Origin of the sequence: Rhodobacter sp. NSM (assembly GCF_052244495.1) — a bacterium.
Taxonomy (GTDB): Bacteria; Pseudomonadota; Alphaproteobacteria; order Rhodobacterales; family Rhodobacteraceae; genus Cereibacter_A.
This window is the reverse complement of record NZ_JBQPXH010000016.1, coordinates 42,709-61,528: the sequence shown is the minus strand read 5'-3', so window position 1 is coordinate 61,528 and position 18,820 is coordinate 42,709. Positions and strand designations below refer to the sequence as shown.

Annotated in this window: 16 protein-coding genes and 2 pseudogenes; 2 read left to right on the top strand and 16 right to left on the bottom strand. The window is 64.7% G+C overall.

The genetic code is table 11. The features are described 5' to 3' along the window. Positions 1–139: 139 nt before the first annotated feature. The 13 genes and pseudogenes from ACTVZP_RS19470 to ACTVZP_RS19410 form a co-directional block, all read right to left on the bottom strand. Positions 140–1,960: a UvrD-helicase domain-containing protein gene (locus ACTVZP_RS19470; RefSeq protein ID WP_443213826.1), complete on the bottom strand. Its 1,821-nt coding sequence runs from the start codon at positions 1,958–1,960 to the stop codon at positions 140–142. Then, positions 1,947–3,827 (bottom strand): ATP-dependent nuclease, encoded by a 1,881-nt coding sequence (locus ACTVZP_RS19465; RefSeq protein WP_443213825.1) that lies wholly within the window; start codon positions 3,825–3,827, stop codon positions 1,947–1,949. The genes ACTVZP_RS19470 and ACTVZP_RS19465 overlap by 14 nt, the downstream gene beginning before the upstream one ends. Before the next feature lie 346 nt (positions 3,828–4,173). Further along, on the bottom strand, positions 4,174–4,419 hold the full coding sequence (locus ACTVZP_RS19460) for a hypothetical protein (protein ID WP_443213824.1): 246 nt from the start codon (positions 4,417–4,419) through the stop codon (positions 4,174–4,176). Next, complete coding sequence (locus ACTVZP_RS19455) at positions 4,416–5,090, bottom strand: YcbK family protein (protein WP_443213823.1); 675 nt, start codon at positions 5,088–5,090, stop codon at positions 4,416–4,418. The genes ACTVZP_RS19460 and ACTVZP_RS19455 overlap by 4 nt, the downstream gene beginning before the upstream one ends. A gap of 67 nt (positions 5,091–5,157) precedes the next feature. Next, positions 5,158–5,466 (bottom strand): hypothetical protein, encoded by a 309-nt coding sequence (locus ACTVZP_RS19450; protein WP_443213822.1) that lies wholly within the window; start codon positions 5,464–5,466, stop codon positions 5,158–5,160. A gap of 33 nt (positions 5,467–5,499) precedes the next feature. Next, positions 5,500–7,422 (bottom strand): DUF2793 domain-containing protein, encoded by a 1,923-nt coding sequence (locus ACTVZP_RS19445; RefSeq protein ID WP_443213821.1) that lies wholly within the window; start codon positions 7,420–7,422, stop codon positions 5,500–5,502. A 21-nt stretch (positions 7,423–7,443) separates the two neighbouring features. Next, a pseudogene (locus ACTVZP_RS19440) lies at positions 7,444–10,113 on the bottom strand (baseplate multidomain protein megatron); the annotation flags it as partial. 27 nt (positions 10,114–10,140) lie between these two features. Further along, positions 10,141–10,767, bottom strand: a pseudogene (locus tag ACTVZP_RS19435) (phage distal tail protein, Rcc01695 family). Then, a complete protein-coding gene (locus ACTVZP_RS19430; RefSeq protein WP_443213820.1) occupies positions 10,767–13,223 on the bottom strand; it encodes a phage tail tape measure C-terminal domain-containing protein in 2,457 nt (818 codons plus the stop codon). Before ACTVZP_RS19430 ends, ACTVZP_RS19435 begins: the two are co-directional and overlap by 1 nt. Next, positions 13,216–13,407: a DUF7697 family protein gene (locus ACTVZP_RS19425; protein WP_443213819.1), complete on the bottom strand. Its 192-nt coding sequence runs from the start codon at positions 13,405–13,407 to the stop codon at positions 13,216–13,218. Before ACTVZP_RS19425 ends, ACTVZP_RS19430 begins: the two co-directional genes overlap by 8 nt. A gap of 38 nt (positions 13,408–13,445) precedes the next feature. Further along, positions 13,446–13,883, bottom strand: a complete 438-nt coding sequence (locus ACTVZP_RS19420) for a hypothetical protein (protein WP_443213818.1) — start codon at positions 13,881–13,883, stop codon at positions 13,446–13,448. Between the two features lie 2 nt (positions 13,884–13,885). Continuing rightward, a complete protein-coding gene (locus ACTVZP_RS19415; RefSeq protein WP_443213817.1) occupies positions 13,886–14,824 on the bottom strand; it encodes a phage tail tube protein in 939 nt (312 codons plus the stop codon). A 25-nt stretch (positions 14,825–14,849) separates the two neighbouring features. Beyond that, the gene (locus ACTVZP_RS19410) at positions 14,850–15,272 is read right to left on the bottom strand and encodes an acyl-CoA transferase (RefSeq protein WP_443213816.1); all 423 of its coding nucleotides are present in this window, start codon (positions 15,270–15,272) and stop codon (positions 14,850–14,852) included. 175 nt (positions 15,273–15,447) lie between these two features. Between ACTVZP_RS19410 and ACTVZP_RS19405 the strand changes: the two genes are divergently transcribed. Continuing rightward, positions 15,448–16,146: a DUF3800 domain-containing protein gene (locus tag ACTVZP_RS19405; protein ID WP_443213815.1), complete on the top strand. Its 699-nt coding sequence runs from the start codon at positions 15,448–15,450 to the stop codon at positions 16,144–16,146. Then, positions 16,146–16,610 (top strand): hypothetical protein, encoded by a 465-nt coding sequence (locus ACTVZP_RS19400; protein ID WP_443213814.1) that lies wholly within the window; start codon positions 16,146–16,148, stop codon positions 16,608–16,610. Before ACTVZP_RS19405 ends, ACTVZP_RS19400 begins: the two co-directional genes overlap by 1 nt. A 223-nt stretch (positions 16,611–16,833) precedes the next feature. On the opposite strand, the gene ACTVZP_RS19395 is transcribed toward ACTVZP_RS19400, so the two are convergent. The 3 genes from ACTVZP_RS19395 to ACTVZP_RS19385 are packed head-to-tail and all read right to left on the bottom strand — an operon-like array spanning position 16,834 to position 18,803. Next, positions 16,834–17,454, bottom strand: coding sequence for a DUF6441 family protein (locus ACTVZP_RS19395; protein ID WP_443213813.1), 621 nt, complete (start codon positions 17,452–17,454; stop codon positions 16,834–16,836). After that, on the bottom strand, positions 17,451–17,765 hold the full coding sequence (locus ACTVZP_RS19390) for a head-tail joining protein (protein WP_443213812.1): 315 nt from the start codon (positions 17,763–17,765) through the stop codon (positions 17,451–17,453). The genes ACTVZP_RS19395 and ACTVZP_RS19390 overlap by 4 nt, the downstream gene beginning before the upstream one ends. A 12-nt stretch (positions 17,766–17,777) precedes the next feature. Beyond that, a complete protein-coding gene (locus ACTVZP_RS19385; protein WP_443213811.1) occupies positions 17,778–18,803 on the bottom strand; it encodes a major capsid protein in 1,026 nt (341 codons plus the stop codon). Positions 18,804–18,820: the final 17 nt, after the last annotated feature.

The window sequence follows — 18,820 nt, the reverse complement described above, 5'->3', positions numbered from 1 at the left end:
AATATTCCCGTAAGATCAGATACTTGCGCAGCGCCCTGCGGGGCGCTCTTTGCATTTGCCCGTTTACATCAACGCCACATCAACACCACATCAGAAAAACTGCACCAGCACGCACGAGCGGGCACCAGCAGGCAACGGATCAAGAGCTCCCCAACAGCAGCACGCATGGATCAGCTTTCGGCGTTAGTATGGTCGTCCTTTGACGACCCCGCGTCACGCTCACCCGGAAGTTCTGGCGAACATCGTCAGCAATTTGCTTCCTATCGTTGTCCCGCACAATGCGATGCGGGTTAGCGATGATCTTTCGATTGCGGATCACTGGCCAGCCTTCAAAGATAATGACTTCGTCGAATTGCTTCCCCTTCGCTTTGTGCATGTTCATGATCACGACCCCCGTCTCTGGTTTGATACCTGTTGCGAAATGGTCCTGTACGAAGGCTTGGCGCACGATTTCAAGTGCGTTCAGGTATGCACCATTGTCACGCCAATCTTGGGTGAGGCTCTGCCTGAGCTGCGAGCCTCGTTCCAGGATGCGGATGTTGCGCACTTCTGATCCGACCTCGCGTAACCGCGGGCAAGGCCCACCTTCGAGGACCGCGCGAATGGTTCGCCAATCCTTATCTGGGTCACCGGTCAAGACCGCGGCACGTGCGGCTTCATATACGGTCGACACGGCCTTGATAACGCTCTTGGCGTTTGATGCCTTGCCGGATGCAAGCGCAGCATTCCACTTCACATGGGCCTTGGCGAGATCGTCTGCTTGCTTCAATGCGCCGCTTGTCGGTTTTTCGCCGCCCTTTCCACGGTAATAGCTGCACAGCAGCTCGATCAAATGGCCAAAATGCTTGGAATCTCTAGGTGTTTGGAGGAGATGCGCAACGATCTCTGCACCTAAGATGGCCGCGTCGATCTCGACGACCGCAGTATGCACTATGGGGGCCATGCCCGCGGGTGGGGATCTGAAGCTGTCCGACACCAGACGAGTCATCTTTCGTGTCGGCACAAGGACTGCGAGGGACCAGTCTGCTTTGCCGCCTGCTACCAAGCGTCCGCGCGCTGCATATGTCGTTGTAACAAGCTTTGACATTGCCGCGTCCGGGTATGGCTCGAATACTTGGCAGTCAATGCCGACATAGCTGCTCTTCTGGAATGTACCTTTCAGGATATCATTCCCGAACAAACCGATTTCGGTTCCGGCGCTGCGGTGGTTGGTCGTGCCGAAATCGACCTCGACGGGTGCGAACTTCTCCCGAAAGTGGTTGAGTCTTTCCGGGTCAGCGCCGATGAAATCGAAGATGCGCTGTTCGGGATCTGCAAGCGCGATGAGCCGTGAAAATTGGCCGATCGCCTCAACGATGCGCCATTGGGCAGCATTTGTGTCCTGGAACTCGTCCAGAATGACGACTGGGTACATGGTCGCAAAGAGTCGGCGGAGGCGCTCGCTTCCGGTGAAAAGGTCGCCAACATACGTCGCGAACAGATCGAAGCAGACGCGGCCTTCCTGTTCGGCTAGGCGCCGCCGTTCCACAATTTCTGCCGCGTGTTTAGCTGCCCTTTCGGCATCGGACAGGGCGCTGTCAGCCCCGAAGCCAAGGCGAATAGCCGACAGAGCAATTGCTTCGCTTGGTGGCGTGAGGATCGTCAACCGCCGGGGCAGACCGACAAGGTAACCGTGGGTCTTAAGGAGGCGCCAGAACAGCGAATGATAGGTTTCGACCTCGATACGGCTCTTCAACTGGCGCGGGATCTGCTGTTCGTATTCGATGGCTTCGACAACACGCGAAACGCTGGCGCGAGCAAAACTGAGAAACAGGACCTGCTGACCTGGTCGCAGATCCCTCGCGGCAATTCCGGCCGCTTTGTGAATAGAGATCGTTGTCTTCCCTGACCCCGGCCCCCCTGTGACGAGGAGATGGCCGCCTGCAGCAAGAACGCCTTGTTGTTTTTCAGTCAGCTCCATCCGCAGGCGCCCCCGGTTGGCCAGCTTCGGGTTGTGCGGCCGCCTCTGCAGGCGGCGGGGGCAGGGGCGGGGGATCGCAGATGTCCTTAAGTCGCGTGCAGGCCTGCCTAAGCCATTCCGGAATTTCGTCTTCGGAGCACTGTGCAAGGAAATCGGAAATGCCCCAGTTCCCTTTGTTCTTTTTGAAGTATGCAGCTAGCGCATCGCTCGCCTGAGCGACTGGATCGGGGAAGGTTTGCGTAAGGTCCTGCGGCCAGTCGATGGTCGCGGCAAAGCGCTTGAGCGCATTTTCTGTCGTGCCTTTGAGGACCATTGCCTCAAATCCCTTTTCGCCGTGCATGAGCAGGCACTCGACTTCTTGCTCAATGAGGGCTTGGTGCGCAGCTTCCTGCTTGTCGCACAAGGCGAACGTGCGCTTGCCGAGCTCACGATAGAGTTTCGCCATGCCGGGTATGTTTGTCTCGCTACCGGCATCAACCACGCAAACGCCCATAGCTTCGAGGGAACGGTAGGTGTCTGGCTTAAGTTCGCTAAGCAGTCGGCAAACAACAGGAAAGGCCGACGCCTCTGTTGCGCCTTCCGCGATCAAAATGCGGCGGGCAAGAAGCCCTTCGCAGAACCTTGTCCGGAACTCCTGCCGGTACCGCTTGAGCTTCACGTTGTCAGGCAGGCTGATTGGCTTGCGAGCAAGCACGCCGTCGGAGCCGCGCCCCAGTACGACTGTTTCCTCGATGGCGAACTCTTCAAGCACGTAAGGGGAATGCGAAGTGAAAAGCGCCTGCGAGGCGAGCTGACGGATTTCATGTACGATGCGCTTCTGCGCGTAAGGCGGGATTGCCGTTTCCGGTTCTTCCATCGCGAAAATCACGTTCTGCTTGTCGGCTGCAATCTGCGACAGCATTGCGAGGACGAGCATGTTGATCGTGCCCGTTCCCTGCCGGTAGTAAGGGGCCGCATGTTGGCCTTCGCCTGTAGCAATGAAGGCCGTGATGACTTTGCGAAGGTGATCGCGGGTCAGGTTTGAAACCTTTAAGTGTGGCTCGATGCCCCATTCCTTCGGCACGTACTTCTTCAGGGCGGCGTTTATGCTTTCGAGTACGCCAGTAATGCCAAGGGCCGGATCTGCGGCCACGGAGAAACCCGACAGAGTCGCGAGCGTGTCTTCCCACATTTGTGGCCGGACTTCCTTAAGCCGGAGGATAATGTCGAGGAGACTGCCGCGCTCAAGGCTGAGCGCGCGTGTGCCAGTGCGAAGGGATCGAAGGTAAAGGAAGCCACAGGCCTGCTTGTCCTTCTTCGTGAAAGGGACTGGTGTGCCTCCGTCCAGGAGGCTTCGCGTGAAGTAAGTTCGCCCCTCAAAGTCATCTTCCTCGACGTCGTAGCAGCCGTGGAAGGTCACGCGGAGCGCTTCGACGACATGGGCTGGGTCGATACCTTCTGGATTCGGCGCCTCATAGAAAGAGTCCGCGTTCGAGTCCCAAAACTCGACGTTGTCACCAAAGCGGGCCAGCTGCTCTTCGCTCAGATCGGCAATGGTGACCTCAATCTCGATACGCGGTGCCTCGGCGTCCGACTCTTCGGCTGCCGCAGGTTCATCGGGGCCTAAGGCTTTCCCCGCTGCATCGCCATCTTCGATTGCAGCCGCTTCTGGATCCGACTTGGCCAAATACCGCCCCTGATGAAAATCGTGCTCATCAATCGGCGGGGTACGATTCAGTCGATCAGGACCAAGAGCGAGGTCCAGCGCCTCAAGAATGGTCGTTTTGCCAGTATTGTTGTCGCCGATTAGCACCGCATGCTTGGGCAAGTGCAGAACGGCGCCTTTGATGCCACGGAAATGATTGATACTTATCCGACATACTCGCAAAAGTTGCTCCTCAATGATCTCTGAGCTAGTTCACATCGAACGATACCGGCTTTCCGCCGAGGAGTCACCGGCGATCAACCAAAGGGTGAATTAGATGCAGTCGATGACGTCCATGCTGACGAGGTGACGTTAGGCTCAGCTGCTATCAGGCAGTCGGTCTCGGTCAGGGTGGGGCATCGCCAGGTCCGGATTTCAACGGCAGGCCCGCGCCTGATCGCGTAGAACAGTGTAGTCGCTCAGCATCCGGACAATCACTGCGTCTTCCGGCATCGCCTCAACCTCGTCTGCCGCGCGCGCCTGCTCAGCGCTGGTGTACTCGACCACGGGCGGACATGGCGCGCGGGTCTCAGAACCTGCCATCGCGCAGCCGGTCAGCCAGAGCATCGCGATCAGGGGGGCGATGGGCGGCAGCGTCGAGCATCTGGCGGTGGATCGCATCGTTTCTTTCTTTGGCATCAAGGCGTTCGGCGGCGCGCCCGGCGCGTTCGCCTGCGCGGCGGAGGTTCAGCAGGAACAGCAGGATCGCTGCGGCGGGCAGGATCAGGCCCAGCGCCTTGCGCTCCGGGCCATGGGTGAAGAGCGAAAGGGTCACCGCTGGCCCCGTTTCCAGTCGTCGAGCCGAGCGTGGATCGTGACGGCGATGCCGATCAGCGCGATGACGATCAGCACCCAGCGCAGGGTGTCGAGGTACGGCACCAGCGGCTGGATCGTGGACTGGGTTTCGGCAAGGACATCCTGAAGCACCTCCACACCGGCGGCGCCGACGGTGGCGGCACCTGCAGCACCCCCGCCACGGAGCGTGCGGCTTTCCGACAGGACTTCGCGCGCGGGCGGCAGTTCCGGCGCGAAGGGGACGGCCCGCGCCGGAAAGGGATCGCCCCAGGATCGGGCAGGCCCGAGGTCGATGTGCATGAAGCCGGAGCGGGGATAGTATCCGAACCCCAGGAACCCGACCGCCCGCGCCGCTGCCTCGAAGGTCGAAGGATCGTGGTTCGCCATCGCGATGTCAAAGGCTGTGCCCTGCATGTGCTTGGACGCGGGCGCCCCGCCGACAGCGCGATTGTGTTCCGGGCTGCGGTAGGCCGAGCGCACGATCAGCGGCTTGCCCAGCCGATCGCGCAGGGCCTGCAGCTTGTCCATCGCCTCGGTGTTGATCTTGATCGCGCCGGTGCCGCGGCAGGCGATCTCGGCGGCCGAGAAGTTCGGCCAGCGCCAGGTGTTGGCGGGCACGTCGCGCCAGTGGCGGTAGGTCAGGGTGGGCATGGCATCCTCCAAATGAAAAACCCGCCTCTGGGGCGGGTGGGGTGTCGGTTGGCGAGGTTCGGATGGGTCAGTCGGATCGGCTGCGCTGGAATGCGTCGAACAGCATGTCCCGCATGGATCGGATGTCCGTCTCGATCCGGTCGAGGCGGTCGCCATCAGCCTTGCGGTCCTCACTGCGCTGGCGGTCGATGCGGTCCCGGTCGGCGATCAGTTCCCGGTCCAGGCGATCCAGCAGGGCCTCGTTGGTGAAGGCCTTGCGTGTGATTGCCGCGATCAAGGCCATGGTGCCGCCGATCAGGGCGGTCAGCGCGGCGGTGATCCCGTGGTCCCGAAAGGCCCGCGCGACCTCCCCGGCGAGAGTGGTCTGGTCGTTCATGATGGTCCTTTCATCGCCGCGGGTTGCGGTCGGTCAGAAATCGGTTTCCAGGTAGACCCCGGCACAGTCGTAGGCGACGACGGCGGCGGTCGCGCCGGTGTTCAGGAACAGCCTCGGCGACAGGAATTGCGTGGCCGCTGGCAGGTCGGCGGTGATCTCCTGTTCGAAGACCGCGCCGGAAACCTCGTGGACGACACGCACCCAGACCGAGCTGCCGTTCGGCGGGGCGGCGATGAAGATCGTCAGCACGCCACCGGTGGCGATGGCGAAGGACGCGCCCATGTCAGTCAGGGTCGGTGCGCCGGTACCGTCGTTGCGAACCAGCTGCCAGTTCGCATGGGTTCCGCGCTGGAAGCCGATGCCGATGCAGTTGATGGCGGCAGCCAGGGTCAGGGTGGTGGCCAGCGCGGCCGTAGATCCGTAGAGGCCGAAGAACCCCATGCCGGTCGCTTGCAGCGTCGTCAGCGAAATCCGCGTGACGAAGGTCCAGCCGCCGAGGCCCGCCGCGTTGCCGCGCCAGCAGGCCCAGCCTGCGGAACGCTGGTCGGCGACCGAGTCCACGACCGCCGCGGAGGTCAGACGCCAGCGCCGCATCGAGGCGGCCAGGTTCGTCGCGGCCAGCGTCGGGTGCGACACGGTGCCGACCGAGGTGATCGGCATCCCTTCGGTGGTGATCGTCGTCGTGACCGAAGGTGTCCACGTGGCGATCCGGTTCACCCCGAAATGCGGCTGGAGCGGAAAGTCCCGGCCAGAGGGGCGCATCACGTCGATCCAAGGCGCCCCGGCGCGGCTGCGGGCATAGACGGCGGCCTTGCCTGCGGGCGGCGGGGTTGGCGCTGCGGCCAGTCCCGGCAATACCGTCGGCTGCGGCAGTTCCACCTGGCCGTTGGTGCGGTCGATCCTGATCGCATCGAAGAAGGCGGAACCGTCTGGGCTCACCTTGAAGCTGAAGTCGTCGTTGCCCAAAAGACCGATCAGCGCCCGCGCCGAAAATCCGGTCTTGAAGGCGACGGCGGCATCGTTCGCCGGGGCCGCCTTGTTGACCGTGGCCTCGATCCCTGCGCCCGCATTGTTCAGCAGCACGGCGGGCGTGTTGACCGAGAGCCGATTGTAGCTGTCGGCCGTCGCCCCGCCGAGGCCCAGAAGCTGCGCGGTCAGGTTCGCCTGGGGCATGCCAACCTGCGTGACGGCATTGGCGAAGGTGACCGTCGGTGTGTTGATGACGGTCGTGCCCCCGGCCCCTGCTGTGGCCGAACCGATGTTGACGACCGTTGTGGATCCGGACGCGCCGCCGGTGCCGATGTTCACGGTCTTGGTGACGCCGGTGGTCGTGGCGCCGGTGCCCACGCCATAGGTGGCGGTCGTCGTTGCCGTCCCAATACTGGCCGACGCCGCCGAGACCGTAACCGTGCCCGAAGCGGTCAACGTCCCTGAGAAGGTCTTGTTGCCAGTGAAAGTCTGCGTCCCCGCGAGGATCGCCAGTTCGGACGAGGTGTTCGGCAGCGTGAAGCTGCGCGTCGTCCCGGCGCTGATCCCTGCGAGCGAGAAGGTCGCTTTCTTCGTCGGGTCCGCGTCGTTCACCAGGCTGAACACGGCATCCGACACGTCGCGCGGCTCGCCGACCACTTCCCAGGCGCTGCCGGTCCAGACGAGAAACAGCCCCTCCGCCGCGACCCAAACCATCCAGCCAGTGCGCGGCACCAGCCGGATCCATGCGCCGTCCACCCAAAAGGCGATGTTCAGATCCCACCCGGCCCAGAGTCCGCTCGCGCCCGAGGCCACCAGATGCCGGTTGCCGTCGGTGGGGCTGGCCGGGGGCGCGGTGCGTGTGCGGTCGAGGACCGAGAGCTGCACCATGGCATCAAGCAGGCGCAGCGCCTCATTGTGGGTGACATGCTTCTGCGCCTGCGCCGCCAGAAGATAGGGCAGGCCCAGATGGGTCGTGGTGTCGGACATGGGGGTTCCCGTGGGTTGGGATCAGAATTGTATCGTGACCGCGGCAGGCGTGCCGCGGCCGAGGCGGTTCGAAAGCTGGTAGATGCGGATGGCCAGCGTCTGCCCCGGCCCGAGCGGCGCGCCCCAATCGGCGGTCTGCTGGGCGGCGGTGTAGAGGACAGAGGTTGTGGTGCTGGTCAGCGTCCGCTTGATCGCAGCGCCGTCGAGGATCTGGACGTCGTAGGATTCCTGGTCCTCGGCCAGCGGCACCTCGACCTGTTCCCAGGCATCGGCGACCAACGCGCGCGACCGCCGGGTCCAACGGATGGTCAGATCGCCGGGGCTGCGTGCCGTTCGCCATGGCTGTTCGACATGGACCGGCGCAAAGGGAACAAGCCCCCGGCCAGTGGGGGTGAAGCCCAGCGCGGCATAGCTCGCGTCACTGACCGCCCGGGCGGCCGGGCCGACCCGCCAGTTCCACGGCAGTCCGAGGTCGGCTTCGGCGATGGGCAGCGAGGACAGCGCGGTGTCCAGGACCACAACTCGAGCCCCGGCGGGGGCCGGGTTGCCCATCGCGGGTTCCGTCCCGCGCTGGCCGCGCAGCAGGCGGGTCAGGCTGTACCTGCTCGGCGCGATCAGTTCAGCCTGACCCGCCTGGACGATCTCCCACTGGCCTGCAGTGCTTTCGACCGCCAGCGCATTCGCCCCGCCGAAGAGCGCGACGTCGGTCACGCCTTCCAGCGTTCCAGACAGGAGATCGACCACCAGCGCGTTGCCGAGATCGAAGCGTGAGGTAGGGCCCGGAAAGAAGTCGAGAGCCAAGGTGCCGATCCGCGCCCGACTGCCGAAGGTCGTCAGTAGCGCGAACCCATCCGTCGAGGCGCTGCGGAACACGGCGATCTCGCCAGGCCATGGGCTGGCATGGGCGGCGATCAGGGGGCGATGTGCGGGCTGGTCCTCCGAAATCTGCGGCAGGTCCAGCATCACCACCTCAGGCGTGCCGAAGACGACGGGGCTTGCGAGCGACGCGGGTCGGGGGTCCCCGGGTGGCAGATCGTAGGTGGCGCGGTCCTGGCGGACGGCCTCAATGCCCCTTGCCTCGGCATCAGCGACAGACACCAGCCGGAACTCGACCTCCCGGCCGTCATGCGAGAGGCGGATGACGTCGGCAGGGTCCAGAGCCAGCCGCGAGGGCGGCAGGCGAAGGGTGGCGCTTTACCGTCCGATCCAGGCTTCCATCAGCGCGCGGCGGCACCGGCGTACCGCCTCCTCGGGCGGGATTGCCATCGGGAAAGACTCGGACGCGATGCGCGTCGTGTCGACGGTGATGCGGCGCGCTTCCACCAGCGCCGCGTCATAGTCCTCGTCGGCGCGGGCGACCTGCCACTTCAGCGCCTGCGGCAGTTCGGTCTCCTGGCCGCGCGTCAACTCGAACGCCTCGCCCTCGCGGTTGGAGACCAGATCATCGATGGCCAGCGTGGCGACCGAGGCGCGGCCGCGCATGACAAAACGGATCACGCCTTCGGTCTCGATGGCATCGAAGCCGAATTGCCGGGCCAGCGTGGAGATCGACGCGCGGGGTGACTCAATGGCCCCGATCACATAGCCCTCGACCGCGCCCCAGAGGCCGGAAACGTCGATCAGGTCTTCTGTAAGCCCAGCGCGCAGGCAGAGGTGGCGCACCAGCGCGGCCAATGACAGCGCGCCCAGCCGCCCCGTCAGCCAGTGGCCGAGCCGCCAATTGGGACCGTCGGTCCAGATCCCGGTCAGTTCCGGAAAGAACGGATAGGGGCGCGCGTCCCAGGTCCAGGCGGCGCATTCCGGGACGTGGACCATCCGGCCGCCGTAGATGGCCGAAACCGGATTGTTGGTCGAGGTTCCCCACCAGAGATAGCTGGCCTCGAGATATGCACGCTGGATCGCGTCGTCGCGCCAGCCGCGCGAGAAGTAGGGCGTAAAGCTCTCGGACGACTTCGGGTCGAAGAAGACGTTGGGCTGGTTCGTGCCACGGTCGATGGCGGGGCAGCCCAGTTCCGTGAACCAGACCGGCTTCGACTGCGGCACCCATGCGGTCGGCGTACCGCTTTCCACCCCACCCGGTCGGTTGAAATGCGGGTTCGACCACCAGGCGCGCAGATCCTTGTAGCGGAAGACCCACGGCTTGCCCGCGGCTCCATCCGTGATGGGGGTCCGGATCTGTGCCGACCGGTCGGCGGCCGAGGCGTAGAACCAGTCGAAGCCCTCGCCACCCGCGATGTTCGCCTTCAGGTAGCCCCGGTCATGGATCGCGGGCCAGCCTTGCAGGGCATCGGCATGGTCGAAGCCGTCGCGCCAGTCGGAGAGAGGCATGTAGTTGTCGATGCCGATGAAATCGATGTTGGCGTCCGACCAGAGCGGGTCGAGGTGGAAATAGACGTCTCCCGTGCCGTCGCCGGGCCGGTGGCCGAAGTATTCCGACCAGTCGGAAGCATAGCCCACCTTGGTGCCCGGCCCGAGGATGGCCTTTACATCCGCCGCCAGCGCCTTGAAGGCAGTGACGGCCGGATAGGCGCTGGTGCTGGAGCGGATCGTCGTCAGCCCGCGCATCTCGGTCCCGATGAGGAAGGCATCGACACCGCCCGCGACGCCGCAGAGATGGGCGTAGTGCAGGATCATCCGGCGCAGGCCCCAATCGCCCGAGGGGCCGGTCCAGCTGACAGTGTCGCCAGAGATGGGCCTGCAGCGCCGGGTTCAGGGACTTCATGTGCGGATTTCCACGAGCGGGATCGAGGTGATCGACCCGAGACGTTCGAGGTCGAGGGTGACGTCGAGGACATCGGTGTCGAAGCGGACGGGTACGTCGAATTCGAAGCCTGCGGTGATGGCCACGCCCGCGGCGGGGGCGGTGGTGAAGGTGACGAGGCCGGTCGTGGTCGAAACTGACCAGCCTGAAGCCTATGGCGTGCCGTTCAGGGCGATGGTGACGGAACCGGCGACTGGCTTGGTGATGGCGCGCGTCCAGGACTGCGCGCCCGAGGTGTAGCGCTTGGTGAGCTGGAACAGAGTAGCCGACCCGTTGCCGGTGCCGATCGGCTGATCGGCTGGCCCCGGCGTCTGCGATGGCAGGCAGGACTTGAAATCGGCCCAGTCCTTGAAACGGAAGCCGTGCAGGCGGCCGTTGCGGGCCTCGAAGAAGGCGACCACCGCCGCCAGATCATCGGCGCGGCGGATGCCATAGGCGACATCATAGCGGCGGCGCGAATTGGCCCAGCTGGCATTGCGCTCTTCGGCCCCGCTCGCCAGTTCGACGATCTGGGTGCGCCGCTCGGGGCCGCCGCGCGCGCTACGGCCGATGTTGTCCGGAAACCGGACCTCGTGAAATGCCATCACATCCCCCTTCGGCCCAGCGACACGGCGCGTGCGATGTCGCTGGCGACCTGCGTCCGGGACTGGCGGAAGCTCTCTGCGTCGCGGGCGTTGATCGTGACGTTGACAGTCGACGCGCCCGCTTGGCCGTACCCCGCCGCCTCGCGCCGGGAGAGAACCCGCTCCCCGCGTTGCAGGATCGCGGGCACCTCATCGGGGCGCAGCCCGGCCCAGCCGCCGTTGTGCATGCGCGGCGCGCCCGCGAAGGCCAGTGCCGGGACCATCCGGCCGGGGCCACCAACCATCCCGCCCGCATGCAGGATGTTCGCGAAAATGCCGCTTGCCCCACCCAGCGCGCCGGAGAGGGCGTTCGCAATGGGGCCGAGGATGAAACGGCGCGCGGCGAGCTTGGCGAGATCGGCGATCATAGACGTGACCAGGTCGCGGAAGTCGAGCTTGCCGGTCTTCACGAAGTCACCGATGGCATTCTCCGCGCTCTGGAAGGCGCCCACCAGTGCGCTGCCAATGTCCCCGCCGATGTCGCGCGCCTTCGCGGCGTAGTCGGCGAGTGCGGCGGTGACGGCTTGCCAGCCGGAGAGGGCCGTGTCCGCGCCTTCGGCGGCAGCCGCCCCGGCGTCGCGCGCTGCACCGCCTGCGCCCTCGGCGGCGGTGGCGGTGTCGTTCAGCCCGGCCGTGAGGGCACCGGCCGAGGCGGCCGCATCGGCAAGTGCGGTCTCTGCTTCGGTCCCCGTGCCGGTCACCGCATCCTTCAGCGCCTGCCAGCTGGCCAGCGGCCGACCGGCGGCATCGGCGAGCATCCCGGCCGCCTCGCGATAGCCGTCGGCCCGGGCGCGGGCATCCTCGGCCATCGCGCCGAGGCCAAGATCAGGCGGTTCAAGGTAGGTCCGCGACAGCGCGGCCGAGAAGGCATCCGCCGCCGCAGCGCCCGCAGCGGTCGCGGCCCCCTCGAAGGGATTGCCGATGCGCCCCAGTTCCACCGGGTCGAGGATACCGATCCGCACGCCACCTTCGCCCGTAGCCCATTCGGGCAGGAGGGCCAGCGCTGCGTTCAGCGTCTCGATGAAGCTGTTGATGCGCGTGACGACGCCGTTCAGCATCGCCTCCACCCCGGAAATCAGCCCGTTCGCGGCCTGGAAGGCGAAGTCGCCGATGGCCCCGGGCAGGCTGCCCCAGATTGCGACCGCCGCGTCATAGGCCCCCTGAAAGATTGCGGCCGTCCGGTCACCGAAGCTGACGACGCCTGCGATGGTGGCTTCCAGGGCCGAGAGACCCGCCGCCTTCAGCCCCTCCCATCCGGCGGCCATCCGCGCGAGGGCTGCATCCAGCGACAGCCCGATACGGGACCAGACCTCGCGGGCCAGATCGCCGAGGAGGCGGAAGGCTTCACCCACCCCGCCGACCCGGGCCACCAGCTGTGAGAACTGATAGACCAGCTCGCCCGCGCCGACGATCAGCGCCCCAATGCCGGTGCGGATGAGGGCACCGCGCAGGAAGACCAGCGCGGTGGCGAGGCCGCGCACGGAGAGGGCCGCGGCCGCCATACCAGCGACCCAGCGCCCCGCCATGACAGCAGCGAAGGTCGCGGCATAGGACGCTAGGCGGCCAAGGTTGGCGATCAGAGTATCGATGGCAGACCGCAGGATCCCGCCATCGGACGCCAGCGCCACAAAGGCATTTGCCAGCGCCTCGATGGTCGGGGCCACGGCGACGGCGATGCGGTTCCGGAGACCATCGAACACGAGGGATACCGTGCCCAGCGCCAGTTGAGTGCGGCGGAGTGCCTCCAGCGCATCACTGTCCAGCACCGCCCCGAGATCGGAGGCCTGCTCGCCAAGCCGGGCCATTTCCGCGCCGCCGTTGCGCAGCAGCGGCAGCAGGCGTGTGGCGTCCGAGGCCATCGCCTCCAGATAGAAGGTCATCTCCTGCTGGCTGAGACCGGCGCGCTCGAGGGTATCGACGTAAAGCTGTAGCGCCTCCGGACCCGACAAACGTGCGAATTGGTCGGCCGTCACACCTACAAGCGGGGCGACATTCTCAAAGAAGTCCGCCATCGGCCCGCCGCCGGTCTGCAGGAAATCGCCGACCCGGTCGTTCACGTCTTTCAGGATGTCGGCCAGCTTCTCCTGCTCGACCCCGACCGTCCGCGCCCCGGCCGACCAGCGCTGCAGCGCTTCAGGAGTGGCATTGGCGACCTGCGCGAACTGGCGCATCTGTGCGGCGCTCTCGGCGGTGGATCGGACGATCAGCCCGAGCGAGGCCGTGGCCGCGGCAGCGGCGGCCCCAAGGGCAAGGCCAGCCTGGCGCGCAAAGGCGGCCAGACGGGTGTTCGCCAGTTCCATTTCACGCGACAGGCGGCCAAAGCCACGGGCACCGGCCTCGCCCACACCCTCCAGTTCGGCGCGCACGCGACGTCCGCCCTCCGCCACGAGGCGGACGGAGACCTTCTTCTCAGCCATTCCGGCGTCCTTCCATCTGCTCGTTCAGTTTGCGCACCATCACCGCCTCGATCTCGGGCAGCAGTTCGGCGGTGATCAGGGGGTTGATGCCCAGCGCTTGCGCCAGCGCGAGGGCGGCGCCCATGTCCCATCCGATGACGGCCCCCGGCGCGATGCGCAGCTGGCCACCGAGGCGCTGGGTCAAGTCCCAGACCTGCCAGCCCTCGACCGTCTGCGGCCGGTTCAGTCTTGCGGGGCAGTCCGGGCAGGGGCCCGCGCAGGCCGCGCAGTAGCCGTCGCCCCCGCCGAAGGACCAGTCGGCGAGGGCGCGGAGGCGTTTTTTTCCTGATCCAGCATCAGGCCGCGGGCGACGTATTGCGCCTGAAAGGCTTCGAACACCGGCCAGATTTCGAGAAGGGCGTCGATCCCGGCCGGGGTGACGGGCACGAGGTTGCCGTCATCGTTGCCGACGCCTTCCCATTCCAGGACCGCGCGGCGGGCGACGGCCATGGCCATGGCCAGCGCCATGTCCTCCTGGCTTGATGCCTCCGACAAATTGTCGATCAAGGGATCGGCGCGCGCCGAGACCATCAGCGCGGTGGTGAGAGGGGCCACCAGCACGCGAAGGCCGGGCAGCAGGTCCAGCCATTCGGGTCGGTTCGAAAGGTTCAGTCGGATCATGGTCAGTATCCCGTGACGGTGTTGACGAGGACGGCGGTGCACATGCGGGCGGGGCTGGTAGCCTTTGCGGCCTGCCATTCGAAGGTCGCCTGAATGCCCTGGGGCCCGGGGATCTCGATCCGCGGGACTGGCAGGTAGACGGCATGGGCGGTGAAGGTGAAGCTGGCATTCGCGCCGAGGCTGTAGGCGAATTCCAACTCGCAGGGCGTGCCGTCGATGGCCTGGGTCACCAGTGCCGAGTCTGCGAAGCGCACCTCGATCCGGCCTGTCAGCGCGGCCATGCCGGGATCGGCGCCCTCGATCTTGCCGTCGTTGCGGATGGTCTCGATCCGGTCGAGGCCATTGGCATAAGTGATCTCGGCCGAGACGACGTTGCCCAAGGCGGTGCCGTTCCGCCTCACCACCCCGTTGAAATGGCCGAAGCGCTGCAAGCCCAGCGCGGTGGGCGTCCCTGCCGCGGTGACGGCTGCAATCGCCTCGCCTTGGGCGATCAGGCGGGCGGTGGCGGTCAGCAGCCCCGACCGGCTCATCTGCCAGCTGAGCTGGTCCATCACGCAGCCCGCATACATCGCGAAGCGCGGCACCTCTGGCATGGCCACTTCGATGGCCATGGAGGGCAGGGTCCAGTTCCCCGACTGGAAGGTGTGGGTCTTCGGAGTGGTGCCCGTCGTGGTCGGGGCGCCGAAGGTCGCCTTCAGCCAGAAGCCGAAGGCCTCCACATCGATCGGCACCACCACCTCGCCGTCGGCGGTGACGGCGTCCTTAATCGGCGCCAGGGGATCGCGGCCGTAGCCCAGCAGTTCGCTGTTCAACAGAGGCTGTTCCGCGCCCAGCGTGGTCCGGGCGAAGGGCATCAACCGGTAGCCGTTGGCGGGCGGGGTGCCGTAGACGGTTTCGAACGCAAGCGCCATCTGCGCCCGCGCGCCGTGTGCGCGTGCCATGGGGGTCTCCTTGGATGTGGGGGTGTCAGGCCAGGGGGCCGGTCGTGGTGTAGTGCAGTACGACGGTGATCACCGCCGCCTTGAGCGCCGCGGCACCCTCGACGGGCAAGTCGACCGAAGCCGGTGCCTCGGGTTCGACCCAGTCGCAGAGGCCGCCGAGCGTGCGATCCGCCTCCAGCGCCGCGCCGATAGCGGCGATCAGGGTGTCGAACGCGGTAGCCCGGCCGGGGCCAGCCTGGACGACTACCTCCAGCTCCGCCCGGTGCTGGTAGTGGTAGCGCAGGGGTGACAGCGTGACTTCCGGATCGCCCGGTTGGCCGTCGCGCAGGATGATCAGCCCTGCCGCAGGGATCCGCTCGGGCAGCACCTCGTCACGCAGGGTGAGGGCGGCAAGCGGTAGCAGCCGCGCATGCAGCGCGGCGAGGACGGTTTCGCGGGTCGTGGGCATTTGGTCTCGACTTTCTATGAGTCCGCAACCTTCTCTGCCGCGTCCTTTCCGGCTTAAGGATCCCTGTGTGCGCTCATTCGAGGCGCGAAATGTCTCGGGATGTGGACGTCATGGCTCCAACTGAACTATAAGGTCGTTGGCTAAGGCCGCACATATGAGTTCTGAGGCAGGCAACATGAAGTTCGAAGTCTATTGTGATGAAGCCTTTCCGGACCTGTTTACCTCTCAGAATCCTAAAGCTCGCCACTTAATGATTGGTAGTCTCTGGTTGCCTGATACACTGCGGGATGAGCTAAAGGGCAAGATCAAGGATCTTCGCGCGAAGCACCAAGCTTGGGGAGAGATTAAGTGGAGTAAGGTGTCACCTTCAAAGTTGCCCTTCTTTTTGGACATTATTGACCTCTTCTTCGCACATGGCGAAAATCTGCGTTTTCGATGCATAATGGTCGAACGTGAGCATGTAGACTTTGGTCGCCATAACGGCGATCAAGAACTTGGATTCTATAAGTTCTATTATCAGCTCCTGCATCAGTGGATTCATGACTTCAATGAGTATCGCATTTTTTGTGATTTGAAATCAAATCGTGATCCTGAGCGTTTCCAAACCCTTCGAAGGGTCCTTTCCAATGCCAACCTTTGGGCGACTGTTCATTGTGTTCAGGCACTGCCGTCTCGCGAGGTAGTTTTGATTCAGTTTTGCGATCTTCTTTTAGGCGCTGTGAGTGCTCGGGCGAATGGAACATTGCGTGCAGGATCGGCAAAAGAGCGGCTTGTTTTGGAAGTGGAAGAGCGACTTGGAAAGGCTCTGACGCCGACTTTTCGCAACGCGAAGAAGATTAATATATTCAAGATAAATTTGCAGGGCGGGTGGTGATGGCGCTCCCGGCCCTTAAAATCCTTGCTGATGAAGCTGCATACCGTCAGTATTTCGTTAACCATTATGTAAATGGAACGGTCCTTACACGCGATGGTATCCGCGTTTATTTTGACACGAGGGATTTTTATCATGCATTCTTCGAGTCGACGCAGCGTGACGGGAACAAAGATGCATTCTCTGTTCCGCGTGCTCAGCGTATTGACTGGATTGGCTCTACACTTCTCGAGCCAGGCGTTGATTGGTATCAAGGTTACCTAAAGGCGAAAAAAGCCTATGATCCCACTCGTTCGGCAGCAGTTGCCTATGGAGACTTCGTGGTCATCCTTGGCTTCGGGGTCCGTAGGAACAAGACAATCAAAGCAAAGTTCATAACCTGCTATCATGCGGATAACAGTATCGCAAAGATCCGCACTTCACCACCGTGGGATCTGGCCGGCTGCATGTCATCGCTCGGGGTGTAAGGTGGTCGCTGATTTGCTACGCTGGTTCAGCGACCGAAACCTCGATTGGTTCGAAGCCGATAGGCAGCGAACTCACGTGTGTTAGATGCGAATGATTGCGAAATAGTCAACTGCTTTTCCGCGGTCGCAAAAAAAAGTGATCGACCACTTGGGGCGGTGCGCCATCGTCTTCCGGCGCGGCGCGACTATAGTAGTTTGATATTAAAGGATTTCCTGGATTTCCTCATGCCAACCACCCCGCCACAATCCGCCCCGGCACGCCGTCGATGGCCCGCTCGGCATCCCGCGCCAGATCGAGCCGCTTGCGCAGCTTGACCTGCGGCACGAGGAGGAAGATCGGCACAGTTGTCAGACCGCGGCCGGTTTTCGACCGCGATGCCACCGCGCGGCCCTTGCTGTTCAACCGCCCCTCGGCCACCAGCAGGCTCGTGCCCCGGCGCCGGTAGATGAACCGCAGGCGCAGGCCGGTGCGGCGCTCCCATTCACCGGGGGTGATGCGGCCGCCGGGGGTGGATTTTCCCGCCGCCGGGGTTGGGATGGCCAGCCAGAAGCCGTTTCGCGACCGGATCAGTGGCCCGGTGTCATGCGCGCCGACGATGACCGGCGCGTTCGACCAGACCAGCGCCGCGGCGTTCAGGCTCTCGCTGCCCTTGGGATAGGTGGCGAGACAGATCGAGTTGCCCAGCCGGGTGCCGAGCCCCGCGCCGGTGATCTGGCCGCGCCAGGCGAATTTGAGGCCCGCGCCCGCCTCGCGCATGGCGGTCGTGACCGCCTTCTCGCCCGCAGCGATTTCCGCCTGCATCAGGGCGGCGAGGTCGGGGCTGATTTCGAGCTTCAGCTTCATGCTGGCCTCAGGTCCAGCGTCCAGATCAGCCGCTCCTGGTCGCGCAGTGGCTCCCCCTGGATCACATGGCTGTCCGCGCCGATGACGATCACGTCGCCGGGTCGCGGGGCGGGCAGGTCGGCCACGCGCACATCCACCACCGTCGTGTCGCTGACGAAGCGACCCGCGCCGAAGTCGGTAACGCGGTCGGGCGCGCGGCGGATGATGCGGATCGGGCGTTCCTCGGACGTCGTGGCCGATATCCAGAGGGCCGGGGCCGCCATGGAGGCATGGGTGAAGATGCGGTCCATGGCGGCGGCAAAGACGGACACGGGGTGCGTCCGTCAGTTCGACGTGTGCAAGCGGATCGCCAGCCTCGGCCGCTTGTTGACGGGCAGGATCGAAGCCTCGGTCATCACATCGATCCAGCGGCCTTTCTCGTCGAGATGCTGGCGGGCGTAGAGGGGCAGGCCGATGGTGTTGGCCGTTTCCAGCAGGTTCGCGGGGCCGCCATAGGTGGTGAAGGTGTCCATCGTGCCGAGCGGGAAAGCGATGCCCTCGTTCGCCGGGACCAGCCGTTCGGTGGTCTTGGTCGAGAGGGTGACGGTGCCGGAGTATTCCTCGAAGAGAATGCCGCCGAAGGGGAAGTTACGCCGCACATCCTCGCGCAGGGGCTGGGCGCCGGTCGAGGCGTAGAACTTGTAGGCTTCCTCGGTCTTGGGGTGCGCGATCAGCTTGTCGAAGAACTCGCGGCTGACGAGGGCATGGACGGAGGTCATGGCCTCGCCCAGCAGATTGTCCTCGATGGCGCGCAGCACCTCTCGGACCTTGCCCTGCACGTTCGTTCCCGCCGTGCCCAGCACGAAGTCCACCGAGATCTGCGCCAGGCCGAATTCGGTGAAGTAGTTGTAGAGGGTGGTCCCGGCGCCATCCTTCACGATGCCGCGCAGCGCGTTCATCTCCATGTATTCGCGGGTCTGTGCGTGCTTCCGGCGCATCAGCAGAAGCTTGCGGTTCATCACCTCGACGAGGGGATCGGCCGCGTCGAAGGCGCCTCCCAGCGCGGGCTGTCCCTGGATGTCGGCAGGCAGGACCACATCGTCATGCGGGATCCACGGCAGCGCGAAGGACCGCATGGACCGGCCTTCGCGCGTGCCGACGGTGGCGGGACCGCCGAGGGGGACGGAGGGCAGCAGGCTCAGGACCCCCTCATACTGTTCGATGATGACCGAGCGCTGGCTGACCCCTTCGAAGCGGAAGAGGCCGATCTGGGCGAGGCGGGTGTAGAGGTTGGGCAGGATGTTGATGGCCTGCGTCATCTCGGCTAGCGAGTAACCGCCAGCGTCGAAGGGATTGCGGACGAGGGTCATGGTGGGGCTCCGGGGGA